The organism is Corallococcus sp. AB011P (assembly GCF_003611605.1).
Lineage (GTDB): Bacteria > Myxococcota > Myxococcia > Myxococcales > Myxococcaceae > Corallococcus > Corallococcus coralloides.
In genome coordinates, this window is record NZ_RAVX01000006.1 from 297015 (window position 1) to 316624 (window position 19610).

17 protein-coding genes are annotated in these 19610 nt (G+C 69.9%); 10 read left to right on the forward strand and 7 right to left on the reverse strand.

What is annotated here, in order from left to right:
- Window positions 1-72: 72 nt before the first annotated feature.
- Together D7X30_RS19355 and D7X30_RS19360 are read left to right on the forward strand one after the other, a co-directional pair.
- Window positions 73-2280 (forward strand): bifunctional (p)ppGpp synthetase/guanosine-3',5'-bis(diphosphate) 3'-pyrophosphohydrolase, encoded by a 2208-nt coding sequence (locus D7X30_RS19355; protein WP_120564407.1) that lies wholly within the window; start codon window positions 73-75, stop codon window positions 2278-2280.
- A gap of 81 nt (window positions 2281-2361) precedes the next feature.
- Entirely contained in the window at window positions 2362-2748 is a 387-nt protein-coding gene (locus D7X30_RS19360; RefSeq protein ID WP_120564408.1) for a RidA family protein, read from the forward strand.
- A gap of 93 nt (window positions 2749-2841) precedes the next feature.
- On the opposite strand, the gene D7X30_RS19365 is transcribed toward D7X30_RS19360, so the two are convergent.
- Entirely contained in the window at window positions 2842-4797 is a 1956-nt protein-coding gene (locus D7X30_RS19365) for a thioredoxin domain-containing protein (RefSeq protein ID WP_120564503.1), read from the reverse strand.
- A 249-nt stretch (window positions 4798-5046) separates the two neighbouring features.
- Between D7X30_RS19365 and D7X30_RS19370 the strand changes: the two genes are divergently transcribed.
- Complete coding sequence (locus D7X30_RS19370) at window positions 5047-5277, forward strand: sulfurtransferase TusA family protein (protein WP_014395774.1); 231 nt, start codon at window positions 5047-5049, stop codon at window positions 5275-5277.
- 19 nt (window positions 5278-5296) lie between these two features.
- On the opposite strand, the gene D7X30_RS19375 is transcribed toward D7X30_RS19370, so the two are convergent.
- Both D7X30_RS19375 and D7X30_RS19380 read right to left on the reverse strand, forming a co-directional pair.
- Window positions 5297-6208 carry an ABC transporter ATP-binding protein gene (locus D7X30_RS19375; RefSeq protein WP_120564409.1) on the reverse strand — a complete coding sequence of 304 codons (912 nt, stop codon included), beginning with the start codon at window positions 6206-6208 and terminating at the stop codon, window positions 5297-5299.
- Window positions 6205-7038 (reverse strand): ABC transporter permease, encoded by an 834-nt coding sequence (locus tag D7X30_RS19380; RefSeq protein WP_233591670.1) that lies wholly within the window; start codon window positions 7036-7038, stop codon window positions 6205-6207. The genes D7X30_RS19375 and D7X30_RS19380 overlap by 4 nt, the downstream gene beginning before the upstream one ends.
- A gap of 205 nt (window positions 7039-7243) precedes the next feature.
- Here D7X30_RS19380 and D7X30_RS19385 point away from each other — a divergent pair, with 205 nt between their 5' ends.
- Entirely contained in the window at window positions 7244-8782 is a 1539-nt protein-coding gene (locus D7X30_RS19385; RefSeq protein WP_233591660.1) for a penicillin-binding transpeptidase domain-containing protein, read from the forward strand.
- 9 nt (window positions 8783-8791) lie between these two features.
- On the opposite strand, the gene D7X30_RS19390 is transcribed toward D7X30_RS19385, so the two are convergent.
- Complete coding sequence (locus tag D7X30_RS19390; RefSeq protein WP_120564411.1) at window positions 8792-9988, reverse strand: DUF4388 domain-containing protein; 1197 nt, start codon at window positions 9986-9988, stop codon at window positions 8792-8794.
- 21 nt (window positions 9989-10009) lie between these two features.
- Here D7X30_RS19390 and D7X30_RS19395 point away from each other — a divergent pair, with 21 nt between their 5' ends.
- From D7X30_RS19395 to D7X30_RS19410, 4 genes are all read left to right on the forward strand, one after another.
- Window positions 10010-10288 (forward strand): glutaredoxin family protein, encoded by a 279-nt coding sequence (locus D7X30_RS19395; protein ID WP_120564412.1) that lies wholly within the window; start codon window positions 10010-10012, stop codon window positions 10286-10288.
- Between the two features lie 120 nt (window positions 10289-10408).
- A complete protein-coding gene (locus tag D7X30_RS19400) occupies window positions 10409-11362 on the forward strand; it encodes a diguanylate cyclase domain-containing protein (RefSeq protein WP_199724433.1) in 954 nt (317 codons plus the stop codon).
- A 46-nt stretch (window positions 11363-11408) separates the two neighbouring features.
- A complete protein-coding gene (locus tag D7X30_RS19405) occupies window positions 11409-13067 on the forward strand; it encodes a sigma-54 dependent transcriptional regulator (protein WP_120564414.1) in 1659 nt (552 codons plus the stop codon).
- Between the two features lie 113 nt (window positions 13068-13180).
- The gene (locus D7X30_RS19410; RefSeq protein WP_120564415.1) at window positions 13181-13984 is read left to right on the forward strand and encodes an NAD-dependent epimerase/dehydratase family protein; all 804 of its coding nucleotides are present in this window, start codon (window positions 13181-13183) and stop codon (window positions 13982-13984) included.
- Window positions 13985-13987: 3 nt separating this feature from the next.
- Here D7X30_RS19410 and D7X30_RS19415 read toward each other — a convergent pair whose 3' ends face one another.
- Window positions 13988-15595: a Na+/H+ antiporter gene (locus tag D7X30_RS19415; protein ID WP_120564416.1), complete on the reverse strand. Its 1608-nt coding sequence runs from the start codon at window positions 15593-15595 to the stop codon at window positions 13988-13990.
- A gap of 259 nt (window positions 15596-15854) precedes the next feature.
- On the opposite strand from D7X30_RS19415, the gene D7X30_RS19420 reads away from it, so the two are divergent.
- On the forward strand, window positions 15855-16421 hold the full coding sequence (locus tag D7X30_RS19420; RefSeq protein WP_120564417.1) for a tetratricopeptide repeat protein: 567 nt from the start codon (window positions 15855-15857) through the stop codon (window positions 16419-16421).
- Between the two features lie 95 nt (window positions 16422-16516).
- Complete coding sequence (locus D7X30_RS19425; protein WP_120564418.1) at window positions 16517-17653, forward strand: 3-deoxy-7-phosphoheptulonate synthase; 1137 nt, start codon at window positions 16517-16519, stop codon at window positions 17651-17653.
- Here D7X30_RS19425 and D7X30_RS19430 read toward each other — a convergent pair.
- Together D7X30_RS19430 and D7X30_RS19435 are read right to left on the reverse strand one after the other, a co-directional pair.
- Window positions 17643-18476, reverse strand: coding sequence for a prephenate dehydratase (locus D7X30_RS19430; RefSeq protein WP_120564419.1), 834 nt, complete (start codon window positions 18474-18476; stop codon window positions 17643-17645). The genes D7X30_RS19425 and D7X30_RS19430 overlap by 11 nt on opposite strands.
- The gene (locus D7X30_RS19435; protein WP_120564420.1) at window positions 18469-19608 is read right to left on the reverse strand and encodes a bifunctional chorismate mutase/prephenate dehydratase; all 1140 of its coding nucleotides are present in this window, start codon (window positions 19606-19608) and stop codon (window positions 18469-18471) included. The genes D7X30_RS19430 and D7X30_RS19435 overlap by 8 nt, the downstream gene beginning before the upstream one ends.
- Between the last annotated feature and the right edge of the window lie 2 nt (window positions 19609-19610).

Here is a 19610-nt window from a genome sequence, read left to right on the forward strand (position 1 = left end):
CGGCGGGGCACGCGATGTTCCAGGGTAACGTTGCCCCTGCTGTTTGAGGCAGTTACGATTGTCACCGCCTCGATGATTCGCCTGAACGACATCCTGCAGCGGGTTGCGTCGTACCACCCGGACCCCGACCTGGACATCATCAAGAAGGCGTACGTCTACTCGGCCAAGGTCCATCAAGGGCAACTCCGCAAGTCGGGAGAGCCCTACCTCATCCACCCGCTGGAGGTGGCGGGCATCCTGGCGGAGCTGAAGCTGGACGAGGCGTCCATCGTCACCGGCCTGCTCCACGACACCATCGAGGACACGCTCGCCACCGCGGAGGAGCTCACGGAGCTGTTCGGTCCGGAGGTCGCCCAGCTGGTGGACGGCGTGACGAAGCTGTCCAAGTTCTCCGCGTCCGCGACGCTCTCCCAGGAGGAGAAGCAGGCGGAGAACTTCCGCAAGATGATCATCGCGATGGCGCAGGACATCCGCGTCATCCTCGTGAAGCTGGCGGACCGCACGCACAACATGCGGACGCTGGATCACATGTCCGAGGAGAAGCAGGCCCGCATCGGACAGGAGACGCTGGACATCTACGCGCCCCTGGCCAACCGCCTGGGCATCTCCTGGATCAAGACGGAGCTGGAGGACCTGTCCTTCCGCTACGTGAAGCCCCAGGAGTTCTTCGCGCTGGAGGAGCAGCTCAACAAGCGCAAGAAGGAGCGCGAGGCGTACATCGAGGACACCTGCGACCTGATGCGCGCCAAGCTCCAGGAGCGCGGCCTCAAGGGCGACGTCAGCGGGCGCTTCAAGCACGTCTACAGCATCTGGAAGAAGATCAAGTCGCAGGGCATCGACTTCGATCAGATCCACGACATCATCGCGTTCCGCATCATCGCGCCGTCGGTGCCCTCCTGTTACGAGGCGCTGGGCATGGTGCACCAGATGTGGAAGCCGGTGCCCGGGCGCTTCAAGGACTTCATCGCCATCCCGAAGCCCAACATGTACCAGTCCCTGCACACCACGGTGATTGGTCCGTTGAGCGAGCGCGTGGAGGTGCAGATCCGCACCTCGGAGATGCACAAGATCGCCGAAGAGGGCATCGCCGCGCACTGGGCCTACAAGGAAGGCCGCGCGCCCATCTCCAAGGACGACGAGAAGTTCGCCTGGCTGCGCCAGCTGATGGAGTGGCAGCAGGACCTCAAGGACCCCAAGGAGTTCCTGGAGACGGTGAAGGTCGACCTCTTCACCGATGAAGTCTTCGTCTTCACGCCCAAGGGCGACGTGCGCAGCCTGCCGCGCGGCGCGACGCCGGTGGACTTCGCGTACGCCATCCACTCGGACGTGGGCGGCCGGTGCGTGGGCGCCAAGGTGAACGGCAAGATTGTTCCCCTGCGCTACAAGCTGAAGAACGGCGACACGGTGGAGGTGCTCACCAGTCCGCAGGCGCACCCGTCCAAGGACTGGCTCACCTTCGTCAAGACGAGCCGCGCGCAGCAGCGCATCCGCGGCTTCATCAAGCAGCAGCAGCGCGACAAGAGCCTGCAGCTGGGCCGCGAGCTGGTGGAGCGCGAGTTCAAGCGCTTCCAGCTCAACTTCAACAAGCAGATGAAGTCCGGTGAGCTCAAGAAGGTCGCCGAGGAGCTGGGCTTCCGCGTCGAGGACGACCTGCTGGTCGCCATCGGCTACGGCAAGGTGACGCCGCAGCAGCTGGTGCTGCGCATCGTGCCGCAGGAGAAGCTGGCGCAGGCGGAGCCGCCTCCACGTCCCACGGACGGCGGCGGCTCGGGGGCGAACGCCTCCATGCTGCCGGGCCTGTCGCGCATGACGGACCTGGCCAAGCGGCTGGTGGGGCGCAACAACCGCAGCGGCGTCCAGATTGGCGGCGTGGACGACGTGCTGGTGCGCTTCGGGCGCTGTTGCAACCCCGTTCCCGGGGACCCCATCGCGGGGTTCATCACCCGAGGGCGGGGCGTGACGGTGCACACGGTGGGGTGTGAGAAGGCCCTGGCCACGGACCCCGAGCGGCGCGTGGACGTGTCCTGGGACGTGAAGGGCGACTTCAAGCGGCCCGTCACGCTGCGCGTGCTGACGGCGGACCGGCCGGGCCTGCTGGCGGACATCACCAACACGTTCTCCAAGAAGAGCGTCAACATCTCCCAGGCGAACTGCCGGGCCACCGGCGACGACCGGGCGGTGAACACCTTCGAGGTCACCATCTCCGACCTCAAGCAGCTGACGGACCTGATGCGCTCCATCGAGCGGTTGACGGGCGTCTACTCGGTCGAGCGAATCTAGCCCTGTCCTGTGCTACAGCCCGCGGCGGACCCGCGGCCCCCGTCCCCTTTGGGGGGGCCGCCTCAACGCGAGGTGTGCTGCATGGCGCGCAAGGCAATCCACTCCGACGACGCCCCCAAGGCGATTGGCCCCTACTCCCAGGCCGTGCAGGTGGACGCCGGGAAGATGACGTTCCTGTCCGGCCAGATTCCCCTGGACCCGAAGACGATGGAGCTCGTCCCCGGTGACGTCGTCGCGCAGGCCGAGCAGGTGATGAAGAACCTGCAGGCCGTGCTCGCCGCCAGCGGCCTGGACTTCAGCCACGTCGTGCGCTGCACCATCTTCCTCACCAACCTGGGTGACTTCGCCAAGGTGAACGAGGTGTACGCCCGCGCCTTCTCCGGCTCGCCGCCGGCCCGCGCCACCGTGCAGGTGTCCGCGCTGCCGCGCGGCTCCCAGGTGGAGATCGACGCCATCGCCGTCTCCTGAAGAAGCCGCACCCGGGAGTCGCTGGAAACACGAAGGCCGCCGGTTCCCGCTGTGGGAGCCGACGGCCTTGTGTGCTTCAGGAGCGGGGGAGGGCTACTTCGCTTCCGCCGCCATCGCCACGCCGGCCTTCTTCAGCTCCTCGTCGATGACCTTCTTGAAGGCATCGAAGGGCTGCGCACCGACCAGCGTGCGGCCGTTGATGAAGAACGTCGGGGTGCCGTTGGCGCCCTTGGCGGAGCCGTCCGCCATGTCCGCCTCGATCTGCTTGTCGAACTTGCCCGACTCCAGGTCCGTCTTGAACTTGTTCATGTTCAGACCCAGCTCCTGGGCGTACTTCTCCAGGCTGGCGCGGTCCAGCGCGCGCTGGTTGGCGAAGAGCTTGTCGTGCATCTCCCAGAACTTGCCCTGCTCGTGGGCGGCCATGGAGGCCACGGCGGCGAGCTTCGCGTTCTGGTGGAAGGGCAGGGGCTGGTGCTTGAATGCGAACTTGACCTTGCCCTTGTAGGCCTTCTCCACCTGCTCGATGGTCGGCACGGCGCGGCTGCAGAAGGGGCACTCGAAGTCGGACCAGGCGACGATGGTGACGGGCGCGTTCTTCGGGCCGCGCACCGGGGCGTCGCCCACTTCCACCTTCTGCACGGCCGGCTCGGCGGGCGCCGCGGGGGCGGCCGGAGCGGCGTTCACGTTGTCCAGGTTCAGCTTGGCGTAGAGGTCCTCCGCCTTGGTGCCGGCGGCGAGCGCCTTGTCAGCCTTGGCGATCTCCTGGTCGATGAGGGGCTTGAAGGCCTCGAAGGGCTGCGCGCCGGAGAGGAAGCGGCCGTTGATGAAGAAGGCCGGGGTGCCGTTGGCGCCCACCGCGCTGCCCGCGGAGGAGTCCGCGTCCACCTTCGCGGAGATCTTGCTCGACTCCAGGGCGGCCTTGAACTTGTTCATGTCCAGGCCCAGCTCCTGGGCGTACTTCTCCAGGCTGGAGCGGTCCAGGGCGCGCTGGTTGGCGAAGAGCTTGTCGTGCATCTCCCAGAACTTGCCCTGCTCGTGGGCGGCCATGGAGGCCTGCGCCGCGATCTTCGCGTGCGAGTGCATGGGCAGCGGCTGGTGGCGGAACACCACGCGCACGTCCTTGCCGTAGGTCTCCTTGATCTTGTTGAGCGTGGGCACCGCGCGGCTGCAGAACGGGCACTCGAAGTCGGACCACTCGACGATGGTCACCTTCGCGGTGGCCGGGCCGAAGGAGGGGGAGTCCGCGGGGATCTCAATCTTCTTCGCGGCGGCGGCGGGCTCGGCCTGCTGCTGGGCGGCCTTGGCCGGGGCGCGCTCGACGCCCTTCTCGATGGTGCGCGCGTACACCTGCGACGGCGCGACGCCGCTCTTCACCAGGCCCTCGGCCTTGGCGAGCTCCTCGTCGATGATGGACTTGAAGTTGTCGATGGGCTGCGCGCCGGAGAGGAAGCGGCCGTTGATGAAGAAGGCCGGCGTGCCGCTGGCGCCAAGCTGCTGGGCCAGGGCCTGATCCTTGTCGATGCTGGCGCCCAGGCGGTCGTCCGCCATGTCCGCCTTCCACTTCGCCACGTCCAGGCCGATCTGCTTGGCGTAGCCCTCCAGGCTCTCCCCATCCAGCTTCTTGTTGTTGGCGAAGAGCAGGTCGTGCATGTCCCAGTACTTGCCCTGCTCACCGGCCGCGAGCGCCGCGAGGGCCGCGGGCTTGGCGTGCGGGTGGAAGGACAGCGGGTTCTGGCGCATCACCACGCGCAGCTTGCTGCCGTAGTCCTTCTGGAGCTGCACGACGGTGTTGTGCGCGCGGCTGCAGAACGGGCACTCGTAGTCGGAGAACTCCACGATGGTGACGAGCGCGTTGACGCTGCCCTTCGTGGGAGCGCCGTCGACGGGCACCTTGAAGACGGTGGGGTCCACGGCGCGCGCGGGCTTGTTGGCGGCCTGCGCGACGGAGGGCGTGTTGCCGGGGGTGGGCTTCGAGCCGGTGGCGGCACGGCCGCCAACGAACCCGAGCACCAGGCCGACCAGCAGGGCCACGATGACATTGGGCTTCATGGGTTGGGAATGCTCCTGCGCCATAGGTCCGACTCCGGGCCCCAAGCGGGTGTCTGGGTTGGGTAGGGAAAGGGCGGGGTACTTAACAGAGGGAATTCCAGACACGCAAGCCGCGATGACCGCCTGCGTCCGCCCGATATCCAGAGGCCTCGAAGGGGCGGACAACGACGCTGGGGACACCAAAATTCCCTCTCAGCGCGCGTGCCGTGCCACTTTGGCAGTCAGCGTTCCGTGAGAGGATGCGCGGCCATGGAAGCCGGTGTGCGCGTGGATACGTCCGGGGCCCTCTGCCCGGTGCCCATCCTGGAGATTGCCAAGGCGATGCGCCGCCTTGCGCCCGGGACGCTGGTGGAGCTCGTCTCCACCGACCGCGGCCTGGAGGCGGACCTGCCCGCGTGGTGCGACGCGACGGGCAACGAGCTCGTCCGCATGGAGCGCCGGGGCGCCCACTATGTGGGCTGGGTGCGCAAGGCGGGGTGAGCGTCCGTGGGTCGCGGGCCTACAGCAGCTGAAGGACGCGGTCCTCCAGGCGGCGGCCGCGGCTGACACCGAGGATGAGCACCTGGTGCTGGAGGAGGTGGCCGACGGTGCGGCTGATGACCTCCTCGGCCTTGTGGGCCTGGCCGTCGAAGCGCACGCGCAGCACATCCGTGCCCTCCATGCGTGCGTCGGTGACGCCGGGCAGGGAGGTGATTTCGGGGATGATGACGTCGCCCCGGGCGATCTGGACGCGGAACTCGGCGCCCTGGCCGGTGAGCTCCGACATGGTGCCGGCCTGCGCGAGCGAGCCCTTGTCGAGGATGGCGGCGGCGTCGCACAGCTCCTCCAGCTCCTGGAGGTTGTGGCTGGAGACGACCACCGTCTGCGTGCCCTTCATGTCCTTGATGACCTGACGCACCTGCGCGGCGATGCGCGGATCCAGGCCGGCGGTGGGCTCGTCCAGGAGGACGAGCGGCGGGCGGCCCATCAGGGCCTGGGCCATGGCGGCGCGCTTGGCCATGCCGTGGCTGAGCGCCTGCGTCTGGACCTTCCAGGCCTCCATCAGGCCCACCTTCTCCAGGGCGCCGCGGGCCTCGTGCTCGGGCTGGGGCAGGTCCGACAGGCGGGCCCAGTACATGAGCAGCGCGCCCACCTCCCAGCCGGGGGGCAGCACCGCGTCCTGGGGCAGCGCGCCCACGCGGCCCTTGAGGGCGCCGGGCGTGGTGGGGGACACGCCCATCACCTGGAGCGAGCCCTCGGACGGGTAGAGGTAGCCGCACATCATGGAGAAGGTGGTCGTCTTGCCGGCGCCGTTGGGGCCGATGAGACCGAAGACGTCGCCCTGCCGCACCTGGAGGCTCACCGCGTTGACGGCGACCTTGGGGCCGAAGCGCTTGGAGACGTTGTTCAGCTGGATGGCCAGGTCGCTCACAGGTCCCTCGCGCGCAGGACGCCGTAGGCGCCGAAGAGGAAGATGGCCGCGAAGGCGGCGTAGGCCGCGCCGCTCATGGCGAACTCGGCGAGCCTCGGGTGCAGCAGGTTGCCCGAGTAGTACGACGGGGACAGGTAGCGCAGGAAGCGCAGCACGTTCTCCTCGCTCACGGCGCGTCCCACGGAGTCCATCAGCCAGAAGACGAAGAGCAGGATGAAGTTGAAGACGAGGCTCACCGCGGGGGCGCGGAAAAGGCTGGAGCACAGGGTGGTGAGCGCGACGTACGCCAGCGAGAAGACGATGGTGGCGCCCCAGAACTTCAGGAGGTTGAGCGCCAGCACCCCGAAGGCGAAGTCGTCGTTGATGATGCGCGCGTAGATGAAGATGGCCAGGTCGATGATCAGCACCAGCCCCACCAGCAGCGTGGCCTGGCAGAGGAACTTGCCCAGGAGCACCGAGGAGCGGCGCGCGCGCACGGTGAGATAGCGCATGGAGCGCGGTCCCACCTCTCCGCTCACCTGGTCGAAGCCCATCAGGGCGATGTAGGCGGGCAGGAAGAAGAGGCTGATCTTGAAGACGATGAGCACCACGATGGGCACCTGCGCCAGGGCCTCCATCATCGCGGCGTCGTTGTTGGCGAGGAAGCCCAGCACCCCGCGGTGCATCTGCTCCGCGGCCTGCGTGGCGACCTCCGAGTCCCCTCCGGATCCGGCGAGCTTCTCGTTCAGCTGGGCTTGCAGATCCCGGGTGACGAAGCCCACCACGAGCAGCACCAGCGCGGAGAACATGCTGTAGAGCCCGAGCAGCACGATGGCCCGGCCGCTCTTCATGGCCCGACGCAGCTCGGCTGCCCAGATCACCAATGTCTCTTTGAGTCCGTCCAAGGTGCACAGGACCCTACTGGACCTCCGGGCACCTTCCCAGGTTTCTCGCGGACGAAGGCAGCAGTCGAGGAGGCAAGCCGTGGACAGCGCGCCCTCAGCGACTAGGATCCGGCGGCCTGCTCCCTGCTCCCCCGAAGGAGAGCCCCGAAGCATGACGATGCGCCGCTTCCTCGCCGCCCTGCCGCTGTTCCCCCTCACGCTGCTCCTGGGCGCCTCCGCGCCCGGGCCGGACGCGAACACCGCGCCGTCACCCGCCGCCCCGTCGGATGCCCAGGCCCTTGCGCAGTCGGTGAGCGCCCTGGGAACGGACGCGGGGCCCGTGGGCGCCCGTGCGCTGGTGGAGAAGGTGGAGGCCGAGCAGCGCGCCCAGGCGGCTTCGCCGGACGCGGGAAGCTCCGCGAGCGTCGCGCAGACGCAGGGCGCTCCGGACTCCGGGACCGCCGGTGAAGCCGTGGCGGCCACTGCGCCCGAGGACTCGCGCCCGGTGGATGCCCGCGCGCTGGCGGAGGCGCTGGCCGCGAAGGACGCCGCCGCGCTGGAGCCCGGGATGGTGCCGCCGATGCCGGTGCCCTCGCGGGAGAAGGCGCCGCCGTTCGGCAAGCTCCAGGGGCTGCCGCGCGCGCAGGACCTGGTGGCCCGCGCGAAGCTGGAGGGCAACAAGCTGGTGGTGAAGGGCGGCAAGAGCGCGCCGGATCAGGTGCTCACCATCGACCCCGGCCTCCAGGCGTCGCTCACGAAGATCATGCAGAACTACCAGGTGCCCTACGGCGCCGCGGTGGTGCTGGAGCCCTCCACCGGCCGCGTGCTCGCGATGGCGGAGCACTCGGAGGCGAAGCCGGAATTGCGCGGGCTGCCCATCCGCGCGGTGTACCCGGCCGCGAGCATCTTCAAGATCGTCACCGGCAGCGCGCTCCTGGAGGCCGGCGTGTCGCCCGACACCGAGGCGTGCTTCCACGGTGGCAATCGCCGCCTGAACGAGCGGCAGCTGGAGGACAGCGACCGCGACGGCGCCTGCTATTCGCTGGCGCTGGCCATGGGCAAGAGCGCCAACGTCATCTTCGCCAAGATGACCAGCAAGCACCTGACCGCGGACTCCCTCAAGCGCATGGCGGCGCGCCTGCGCTTCAACCGCGAGATCCCCTTCGCCCAGCCGCTGGACGTGTCGCTCGCGTACATCCCGGAGGACGGCTTCGCGCTCGCCAACACCGGCGCGGGCTTCGGTGACGTGTACCTGTCCCCGCTGCACGGCGCGCTGCTGGCCGCCGTCGCCGCCAACGAGGGCCGCTGGGTGGACCCCACGCTGGTGGAGCCGGAGCCCTTCATGCCCATGCCGGAGCCGGAGCCCGTGCTCACCCCCACCGCCGCGCACGAGCTCACGCGGATGCTGGAGGAGACCGTCACCCATGGCACCGCGCGCGGCGTCTTCCGCGAGCGCGGCTTCCAGGTGAAGGACGCGGTGGGCAAGACGGGCACACTCGCGGACCGCGAGCCCTTCCGCGACTACTCGTGGTTCGTCGGCTTCGCGCCCAAGGACAACCCGCGCGTGGCCGTGGCCGCCCTCATCGTGAACGACCCGAAGTGGCGCATCCGCGGCTCCTACCTGGGCCGCGAGGCCCTGCGCCTGGCGCTGGAGCGCATCCCCGCGCCGGTGGAGCTGACGGCCCCCGCGGGCGCCGCCGGCAAACACTGAAGCGGAACGTCAGGACAGCGGACGCGCGGTGAGCTTCACCAGCCCCGTGTCCACGAAGCCCTGGAAGAACTTCAGCGCCTCCAGCTCCTGGAGAGGCGACACGTGCACGATGGCGGCCACGTCCCGCCGCCCGTCGATGCGCGACAGCAGGTAGCGCTCCGGTGACGTGAGCGGCAGCGTCTTCAGGTGCGCGGGCGTCACCATTAGCGCCGGCACGCGCGACGGCTCCATCAGCGCCTTGCGCAGCTCCGTGAGCAGCCTGCCTTCCGCGTCGCGCAGCAGCTTTGTGGTGTGCTCGGTGGGCGCGATTTCGTGCGCGCGCCGGGCCAGCGCCTCGCCGTCGCGCAGGTTGCCCGCGTCCAGGAAGAGCTGGGCGGCCTGGAGCACCTCGTCGGAGGAGGACTCGGAGCCGATGACGCCGCCCGCGTTCAGGTCGTCCTCGTCGTCGTCCTCCACCACGACCACGGTGTTCGCGCCGGGGTCCGGGGCGGGCAGGGGGGCCTCGTCCGACACCCGCAGCGCGTCCTGGCGATAGAGCGCGTACAGCCGCTGGTAGAGGAAGAAGTCGGTGGCGTGCAGCGCCAGCGCCATGCCGTCGATGCTGAGACCTTCCTTCGCGAGCTGCACGATGCGCTCGTCCATGCTGCCGGCCTTGCGGTCCGTCAGCTTGCGCTCGTCCACCTCCAGGCGCACGCGGCCGGAAGGGAACACCGCGCGGATGGCCTGCCAGGCCGTCTCGCGGAACTCGCCCTCGCGGTGCACGTCCAGCAGGTCCACGCTGACGTCCAGGCCCTCCAGCTCCGGCGCGACGTCCGTGGGGCGGAAGTCGAAGCCGCCTTCCTCCCAGGTGAAGGCGTCCAGCAGCATCTCCCGGAACTTGTGGGAGAGCACCGTGCGCACGGTGGCTTCCGACACCGTGCCCGTCATGATCAGGATCTTCCCCAGCAGGATGTGCGTCTCCGCCTGCGTGGAGAACGCGCGCTCCAGCTGATCCTCCGTCAGGTGACCCTGGTTGATCAGGAACTGGCCGAAGTACTCGCGCGGCTGATTGGAGCTGGCGGTGATGACGTTGCCGTCACGCAGCAGGAGCTGCTTGCGCACGTCTCCCCGCTCCACGTTCAGGGTGCCGGTGGCCCGGCGATTCCCGAGGTGGACGACCAGGTCCTTGAGGGGCATCGTCGAAAAATCACCACACACGCCGCGCATCGAGCGCCCATCCTGCAACGCATGCGAGTCGATATCTACTCGAAACCCCGGTGTTCCCTCTGTGAGAAGGCCCTCGCCGTGGCCGTCGAGGTGCAGGCCCGGCTGCCGTTCGAGCTCTACGTCACCGACATCCTCCAGAGCCCGGACCTCTTCGAGACCTGGCGTTACGACATCCCCGTGGTCCTCATCGAAGGGGTGCCCGCCTTCAAGCACCGCGTCGACGCGGAGACCCTGGAAGTCCGGATCCGCGAGGTGATGAATGGCATACCCATTGCTAAAACCGTGGGCCAGGATGGGTAACGAAGTGCCCTTCCCTAAGAAATTCAAAGGGATACGTAGGGTGCGAAAGTAGCGGGGCTGTAAATCTGGGCAGGCGGGCAGGGTGGCGGGGCAGAAAATGCTGGAAGGGAGGGCACGGCGGTGGGTGTGAAGCGCAAGGGAGCGGGAAGGTCGGGCCAGCCGCCTACGGTGCTGCTGGTGGAGCCTCGCGCTGAGGACCTGGAGCGCACCCGGGCGCTGCTGGGGGAGGCCGGCTTCCGCGTGGTGCCCCTGACGCGCTTCGACGCGGCGGTGCCCCTGTTCGAGGTGATCCGCCCGGACGCGGTGCTGCTGGCGGCGCAGCCGCCGGACTTCGCGGCGATCCAGACGGCGCGGCGCCTGCGCCAGGTGGGCAAGGGCACGGTGCCGATGATGTACCTGGTGGATTCGCACGACCGGGACGCGTGGCGCTTCTGCGTGGAGAAGGGGCAGTGCGTGGACGTGGTGCCGCGCACGGTGGATGGCGCGGAGCTGTCCATGAAGCTGCACTCGCAGATGCGGCTCAAGCAGTCGGTGGAGCGCGCGGCCGCGGGTGAAGAGGCCGGCACGGCGCTGGCGCTGCATGATCCCGTGACGGGGCTCTACAACCGGCCCTTCCTGCTGGCGCTCATCGGGCTGGAGGCGCGCCGGACGGAGCGCTACGGCGGGACGTTCTCGGTGGTGGCGGCGGAGGTGACGGGGTGGAGCGCGCTTCGCAAGGAGCACGGCAAGAGCATGGCGGAGCGGCTGCTCGTCTACAGCGCGGTGGTGCTGGGGCAGACGGTGCGCGAGGCGGACGCGGTGGCGCGGGTGGGGGACAGTCAGTTCGCCATGCTGCTGCCGGGCACGCCCGCGGAGTCGGTACCGGAGGTGCTGGCGCGGGTGGAGGCCCGGTTCGAGGCCGCCCGTTTCCAGATGGAGGGTCGCGTGGTGCGCACGGCGCTGGAGCTGGGGGCGGTGAGCTTCCCGGACACGGTGGGGGCTCCCACCCAGCTGCTGGGCGCGGCACTGCAGACCTTGAGGCGTACACGCGAGCTTCGGCGGGCAGCCGGTCCAGCCCGCTTGATGTCGGTTTGATTCAGTTCACGAGGGTTTGATGCACAGGGCGAGCGGAGGCGTGGGGATGGATCGGATCGCGGTGCTGGTGGTGGATGACGAGGAGTCGGTGCGCACGTTCCTGTCCGAGCTGTTGGGCAGCTCGGGGTACCAGGTGCGCTGTGCGTCCAGCGGTTCGCAGGCGCTGGAGATGCTCTCTGGCGGCTCGTTCGACGCGGTGCTGCTGGACGTGGTGATGCCGGAGATGAGTGGTCTGGAGGTGCTGCGCCGCTACCGGAGCACGGGCGGCACGGCTCCGGTCATCGTGTTGAGCGCGCTGTCGGGCGCGGACGACGCGGTGCGCGCGCTGAAGATGGGCGCCTCCGACTATCTGGCGAAGCCCTTTGGCAACGACGAGCTGCAGGACGTGCTGGCGCGCGCCCTGGGGACCCGCGTGCCGGAGCGTCAGGCGACCGCGCCCGCGCCCCGCGTGGTGTTGACGCCCGCGGAGGCCGCGGCGGAGGCCCGCGTGCTCATCTCCACGTCGCCGGCCATGCGCCGCGCGCGTGCGCTGGTGGAGCGCATCGCGGACACGGACGTGCCGGTGCTGCTGCTGGGTGAGTCCGGCACGGGCAAGGAAGTGATTGCCCGCGAAATCCACGCGCGCAGCCAGCGCCATGGCCGGCCGTTCATCAAGGTGAACTGCGCGGCGCTGCCGGGTGAGCTGCTGGAGAGCGAGCTGTTCGGCCATGAGCGCGGCGCCTTCACGGGCGCCACGGCGGAGAAGCCGGGCAAGTTCGAGCTGGCGGACCAGGGCACCATCTTCCTGGACGAGATTGGCGAGATGGCCATCCGCCTCCAGGCGAAGCTGCTCCAGGTGCTGCAGGACGAGGAGTTCTTCCGCGTCGGCGGCAAGAAGAGCGTCCGCGTGGACAGCCGCGTGGTGGTGGCGACGAACCGCGACCTGGAGAAGGAGATCGCGCTCGGCAACTTCCGCGAGGACCTGTACTACCGCCTCAACGTGGTGGCCATCCGCCTGCCGCCCCTTCGCGAGCGCCGCGAGGACGTGGTGCCGCTCACCGACCACTTCCTCAAGAAGTACGGCAAGGGCTTCATGACGAACGTGTCCGAGCTGCCCTCGGAGGTGCTCCACGCGTTCAGTGACTACGAGTGGCCGGGCAACGTGCGCGAGCTGGAGAACATGGTGCGCCGGCTGTGCGTGCTGAAGGACCCGACCCTGGTGCTGGATGAGATCCGCGCCGGCGGCCGTGCTCCGGCGAGCGCCCCGTCACTGCCCACGTCGTTCGGTGGTGGGGACGAGTTCATCCCGCCTCCGTCGCGCTACGTGGACGAGTCCGCTCGTGTCTTCGCGGCTCCTCCGTCCGCGGTCGCGACGGCTTCGGGCTCGGGTGTGCAGGTGCTGGAGATGCCTGCGCGCGGCGCGCTGACGCCGGTCCCGGTGGCGGAGGCCACGCCGTTCAACGCCGTGGCGCCGCAGCGCTACGCGAACCCGTTCGACGCTCCGCAGCCGCCGCCCCCGCCGCCTCCGGCCGGGGAGCTGTCGCTCAAGGACATCGGCAAGCGCGCGGCGATGCTCGCGGAGCGCGAGGCCATCCTCGCGATGCTCCAGCGCACCGCGTGGAACAAGCGCCGCGCGGCGGGCAAGCTGCGCATCAGCTACAAGGCGCTGCTCTACAAGATCAAGGAGTGCGGCATCATCGACCCTCGCGCGAGCGCGGAGTTCTAAGCCGCGATTGACGACGTGAGGTGACGGCCCTTCTTCCGGATGGCGGGAGGAGGGCCGTTCACTTGGGTGGCGGGCCTTGCGCGGAGCGGGTGTTGCCCGGTATCGCGGAGGCCATGACCGCTCCGCTCCTCCTGCTTGGCTGTGGTTACACGCTCACGCGGTTCGCGGTGGCGGAGGCCCGCGAGGGCCGGGAGGTCCTGGCCACGACCCGGGATGCCGCTCGCCGCTCGGTGCTGGAGGGCGCGGGTGTCCACGTCGTGTCCATTGACGATGCGCTGTCACGGGCAGCGGGCGCGCACGTCGTGGACTCCGTTCCTCCGGAGGCCGGGCTGGATGCTCGCTTCGCGGAAGCACTGTCCCGCTCGCGTCCCGCCCGGCTCGTCTACCTGTCGTCCACGGGCGTCTATGGCTCCGCGCGTGGACACGTGGATGAGTCCACGCCGGTCGACAGGACCTCCGCGGTCTCCCGCGCACGCCTGGCGGCGGAGGACCTCTTCATCCCCCTGGGCGCGAGCGTCATGCGCATCGCGGGCATCTATGGCCCTGGGCGCGGCACGTCCGGACGCTTGAAGGCGGGCACGCTGCGCATCCCGGACTCAGGTGGAGGACGCCTGTCGCGCATCCACGTGGACGACCTGGTGGACGCGGTGCGTGTGGTGCTCGAACGTGGCGCGCCCGGCGAGGTGTACTGCGTGGCCGACCGCCGGCCCGCGACGCAGGAGGAGACGGCCTCGTGGCTGTGTCAGCAGCTGGGCCTCCCCATGCCGCCGCGCGTTCCCTTCGCGTCCCTCCATGAATCGCTGCGCGGCGACCGCGCCATCCGCGCCGCTAAGCTGGAGGCCCTGGGCTGGACGCCGCGCTACCCGGACTTCACCACCGGGTTCCTCGCGGCGATGGAGGAGGAGGCGCGCGGCTGAGCACTACTCGGGTGACTCCGCCCGCAGGAGCTGTTGCAGGTCGAGCTCCGACCAGTCCAGCTCCTGCTCCACCTGCTGGAAGGCCGCATCCCCGATGGTGCCGTTCGCCCGGAGCTCCGCCAGCTTCCGCCGTCCCGCGGCCATCGCGGTACGCACCGTCTCCGCGTCCGCGGTGGGCGGCCCCCAGGGAGAGCTGACGCTCCCCGTGCTTGTGAGGGCGTGCTCGTTCAGGAGCTGGCGCGCGCGCCGCAGTTGCAGCTCGTAGCGACGCCGGACCAGGGTCGCCATCTCCGTGTCCGGAGAGTCCTGCGTGGCCTCCAGCCCCGCGCGCAGCGTCTCCACCCGGGCGAGCCGTACCTCGTGGTCCACCTCTCCGTCGTCGTCCAGCTTCAGCCGCGTCATCAGGGGCTTGAGCGTCATCCCCTGCACCACGAGCGTCCCCAGCACCACGGAGAAGGACGTGAAGAGGATGAGGTCCCGGTAGGGGAAGGGCGGGCCGCCTTCGCTTCCCGTGGGCAGCGCCAGCGCCGCCGCGAGCGTCACGATGCCTCGCATCCCGCACCAGCCCACCAGCACGGCCGCGCTCGGCGAGAGCGTGACGGGGCTGGACTTCGACTTGCGCTGCCTCCAGCGGTTGAACGCCGCCGCGCCCATCACCCAGGCGATGCGCGCGAGGATGGCCGCGCCCGTCACCACCGCCGCGATGGCCGTGTACTCCAGCCACGTCTCCCGGTCGAAGCGCGCGACGATGCCCTTCAACTGGAAGCCCACGAGCACGAACGCCAGCACGTTCAACACGAACGTCGCCACCTCCCACACCGCGTAGGACGGGATGCGGATCCGCGCGGGCGTCACCACGGAGGCCGTGCGGGAGATGGTCATCGCGTAGACCACCGTCGTCAGGATGCCGGACAGGTGCAGCCGCTCCGCGAGGATCCACACCGCGAACGTGCTGCCGAACTGGGTGATGACCGCCGTGGACACGTCCTCGACGCTTGCGTTGATGCGCAGGCTCACCCGCGACAGCACGACGCCCAGGAGCACGCTGCCCACCGTGACGACGAGCAGCGTGGGCACCGCGCTCCAGCCCAGCACGCCGCCCGCGGCCACGGCCCCCAGCGCGAGCCGGTAGATGAGCAGGGCGCTCGCGTCGTTGAACAGGCTTTCGCCCTCCAGGATGACCATCAGCCGGTGCGGGGGCTTGAGCTGCTTCAGCACCGCCGTGGCCGCCGCCGCGTCCGGAGGCGCGACGATGGCGCCCAGCGCGATGGCCGCGGCCCAGGGCATCGCCGGCACCATCCACTTCGCCGCCACCGCGACGGCGATGACCGTGAGCACCACCGCCCCCAGGGCCAGGCTCGCCACCGGCCGCCAGTTCGCGCGCAGGTCGCGGGGGGACGCGTCGAACGCCGCGTCCAGCAGCACCGGTGCGACGAAGAGGGTGAGCGCCAGCTCCGGATCCAACACCAGCTCCGGGCTGCCCGGCACGAGCGCCAGCACCGCCCCGGCGAGCGCCACCAGCGCGGGGTAGGGCGTGCCGAGCCGCCGGGACAGCGCCGCCAGCCCCGCGCCTCCCAGCAGCAGCGCGATGACGATCTCGAACACCAGCATGAGGGCCTCGGGGAGGAGTCCACCCTGGACTTCGGGCGACGTAGCGCAGGAGGGCCAGCGGGGGACAGTGGCGAATTCCGGACGGAGGAAACCTGCGTCATGCGGGAGGCCGCCCGCGTCATCAGCCGAACGCGATGGATGCCATCAGCCGGGGAAGGGGCGCACCTTTGCGAGGCGTGGGCCCCCGGTGACAGGCTTGCGCTTTCGGGCCGCGTGAAGCGCGCGGCCCTGCGAACCTTGTCCGATGGGGGAACCTAAGATGTCCAGGTCGTTGCTGTTGGCGTCGTTCAACGAGGGCGTCCACCGTTCCATGGCCGGCAACCACGAGGCCGCGGTCCAGTCGTTCGATCAGGTCCTCGCCGTGGATCCGCGCCACTTCCCCGCGCTCACCTCGAAGGCCTTCGCCCTCAAGCAGCTGGGGCGCACCGAGGAGGCCCTCAAGGGCTTCCAGCGCGCCATCGAGCTGGACCCCTCCGCGGCGGACCCCCACCGCGAGGCCGCGCTCTGCCAGCTGGAATTGGGGGAGCCGGAGGCCGCCTCCCTCCTGATGAACCGGGCGGTTCAACTCAACCCCACCCCCGGCTACCGCGAGGCCGCCGCCATCGAGATCTACCACCTGGGTAACGCGCTGCTGACCCAGGGCCGGCGGCCCGACAAGGCCCGTTACCGTCTTGCCCGTCAGGTCTTCGAGCTGGCGCTGGAGCTGTCCCCTGCCTACGTGGAGGCGGCCAAGGCCCTGGCCGACGTCTGGGAGCACCTGGGCGACCCTACCCAGCGGGAGCACTACACCCACCTGGCGACCCGGCTGCGCCCCGCCTCCTCCTGAGGCGCTCCGCGTCAAATTCCATACAAATGCGGAGGGAAAGGGCGGGATGCCGGTGTTGAATGCCGAAGCGGCCCCCCACCAGGAGAACCCTTCGCATGATCGTGATGCTCGAGCCGGATTCCCCGGAATCCGTCGTGAACGCCGTCCTCCAACTCGCTTCGCAGTACGAGGGCGTCACCCCGCGTGCCCACGTGGTCCAGGGCGCCGAGTCCACCATCACGGAGCTGTACCTGCTGGGCTCCACGTCGCAGGTGCCGCTGGAGCCGTTCCAGCAGCTGCCCGGCGTGCGCCAGGTGGTCCGCGTCTCGCAGAAGTACCGCATCATTGGCCGGCACGGCGGCCAGCGCACCACGGCGGGCTTTGAGTACAACGGCGTCACCTTCGATGACCGCTCGGTGAACCTGTTCGCCGGCCTGTGCGCGGTGGATTCGCTGGAGAGCGTGGACGCGATGATGGCGGCGCTCGCTCGCTGCGGCATCAACACCACCCGCATGGGCGCGTACAAGCCGCGCACCAACCCGTACGAGTTCCAGGGCCTGGGCGCGAAGTGCCTGCCCTGGGTGTTCGACTCCGCGGGCAAGCACGGCATCAAGGTCGTCGCGATGGAGGTGACGCACCCGCGCCACATCGACGAGATCAACGACGCGCTGAAGAAGTCGGGGGCCCCCACGGGCGTGATGCTCCAGGTGGGCACGCGCAACGCGCAGAACTTCGAGCTGCTCAAGCAGATTGGCCAGCAGCGCGCCTTCCCGGTGCTCTTCAAGCGCGGCATGGGCATCACGCTGGAGGAGTCCCTCAACGCGTGCGAGTACGTGGCGAGCGAGGGCAACCCGAAGATCGTCTTCTGCCTGCGCGGCGTGAAGACGCACCTGGGCGACCCGCACCGCAACATGGTGGACTTCGCGCACGTGCCGGTGGTGCGCCGCCTCACGCGCATGCCGGTGTGCGTGGACCCCTCGCACGCGATTGGCCGCGCGGAGGCCCCGCCGGACGGGCTGCCGGACATCTTCCACGCCATTGGCCAGGGCCTCATCGCGGGCGCGTCCATGGTGCTGGTGGACTTCCACCCGACGCCGGAGAAGGCGCTGTGCGACGGGCCGCAGGCGCTGCGCCTGGAGCAGCTGGCCGCGCTCCAGCGCTACACGAACATCGTGCGCTCCGCGTACACGGATGCCGTGAGCAACGGCGACGGGACGCAGGCCGCCGCTCCGGCCAAGGCCGTCAGTCGCTGAGCGCGTAGCTGCCCAGCACCCGGAGCGACGTGCAGGCGCTCCGGGCTTCGTCCAGGGCTGTCTTTACCGGCGCGGAGTCCACCGCGCCCTCCACGTCCAGGCACCAGCGGTAGTCCCAGGCGCGGACGCCGCCGGGCCTCGACTCCAGCCGCGCGACGTTCACCCCGTGCGCGGCGAAGGCCGTGAGCACGCCCGCGAGCGCGCCAGGGCCGTTGTCGAGCGTGAGCACCAGGGACGTCTTCCTCCGCGAGCCCAGGTTCGGCGGCACGGCCGGGCCCACCGCGAGGAACCGGGTGGCATTGTCTGGCGAGTCCGCGATGCCCTCCGCCAGCACGGTGAGGCCGTAGAGCTCCGCCGCGGTCCGGCTGGCGATGGCCGCCGTGCCCTCCAGCGCCTCCTGCGCCACGCGCCGCGCCGCCACGGCGGTGTTCGCCTCGGGCACGGGGTGCAGGTGGTGCTTTCGCAGCCAGCCTCCGCACTGCGCCAGCGCCTGTGGATGCGACAGCGCGCGCGTGAGGCCCTCCAGCGTGCGGCCCGGCGGCGCGAGCAGGCAGTGGCGCACGGGCAGGCGCAGCTCGCCGGAGAGAGCCGGGGTGAACTCCAGGAGCAGGTCCACCACCTCCGCCACCGGCCCCGCGAGCGCGCTCTCCATGGGCACCACGCCGCCGTCCACCGTGCCTTCGGCCACGGCCTCGAAGACGGCGCGGAAGGTGGGGCAGGGGATGCGCGTCACGGCGGCGCCGAAGAGGGCGCCCGTGGCTTCGTCGCCGTACGCGCCGCGCTCACCCTGGAAGGCGATGCGGCGGGGGGCGGCGTCAGCCATCGATGGGCTCCGCGCGCGGGTAGGTGCCCAGCACGCGCAGGGACGACGTGAGCGGGCGCAGGTCCTCCAGCGCCGCCGTCACTGATGCGGACGCGGCGTGGCCCTCCACGTCCAGATAGAAGCGGTACTTCCACGGCGCGCCCGGGATGGGGCGCGACTCCAGCTTCGAGAGGTTCACTCCGCGCTGCGTGAGCCGCTGCAGCACCTGGCCCAGCGTGCCCGGACGGTGCTCCAGCACCACCAGCAGCGACGTCTTGCACGGCACGTCCGGCGCGAGCGGCGTGGGCTGGCGTGAGACCTCCACGAAGCGCGTGAAGTCCGAGCCGGGCTGCAGGTCGCTGGCGAGCACCTCGAGCCCGAAGCGTCCCGCCGCGGACTCGCTGGCGATCGCGGCCACGGTCCTGTCATTGCGATCCGCGACCATCTGCGCGGCGACGGCGGTGTCTGGCCCAAGCACGGCGCGGGCCCAGGGCACGTGCGTGCGCAGGAAGTCCTCGCACTGGGCCAGGGCCTGCGGATGGGACAGCACCTCGCGCAGGTCCTCCAGCTTCGCGCCCTTCACGCCCAGCAGCCGGTGGTCCACCTGGCTCACCACCTCGCCGGTGATGACGCCGTCGCCCGCGGCGAGCACGTCGTACGTCTCATTCATGCTGCCGGCGGTGGTGTTCTCGATGGGCAGCAAGAGCACGTCCTGCTCGCTCTGCTTGAGGGCCTCCACGGCCTGGCGGGCGGTGTCGAAGCCGGTGAGGAGCACGCCGCCCGGCCGGTGGCCGTAGCGCTGGCGGGCGGCCAGGTGGCTGTAGGAGCCCTCGACGCCCAGGTACCCCACGCGCAGGGGCGTGGTGTCCAGGCGGGTGACCAGGGCCTGCTGCCGGGCCACGGACATGTCCAGGATGACGCGGTAGAGGCGCTCCACTTCGTGCGGATCCAGGCCTCGCTCCGCCGCCCGGCCGCGCAGCTTGCGCAGGAGCAGGTCCTCGCGTTGCGGGTCCCGGAAGGGCCAGGCCGTCACCAGCTTGGCGCGAGCCACGTCGTCGGCCAGGGCCATGCGCCGCTGGAGCGCATCGAGGACGTCCTCGTCGATGCGTTCGATTTGGGTCCGCAGGGTCTCCAGGGAGGGGATGTCCGCCATGC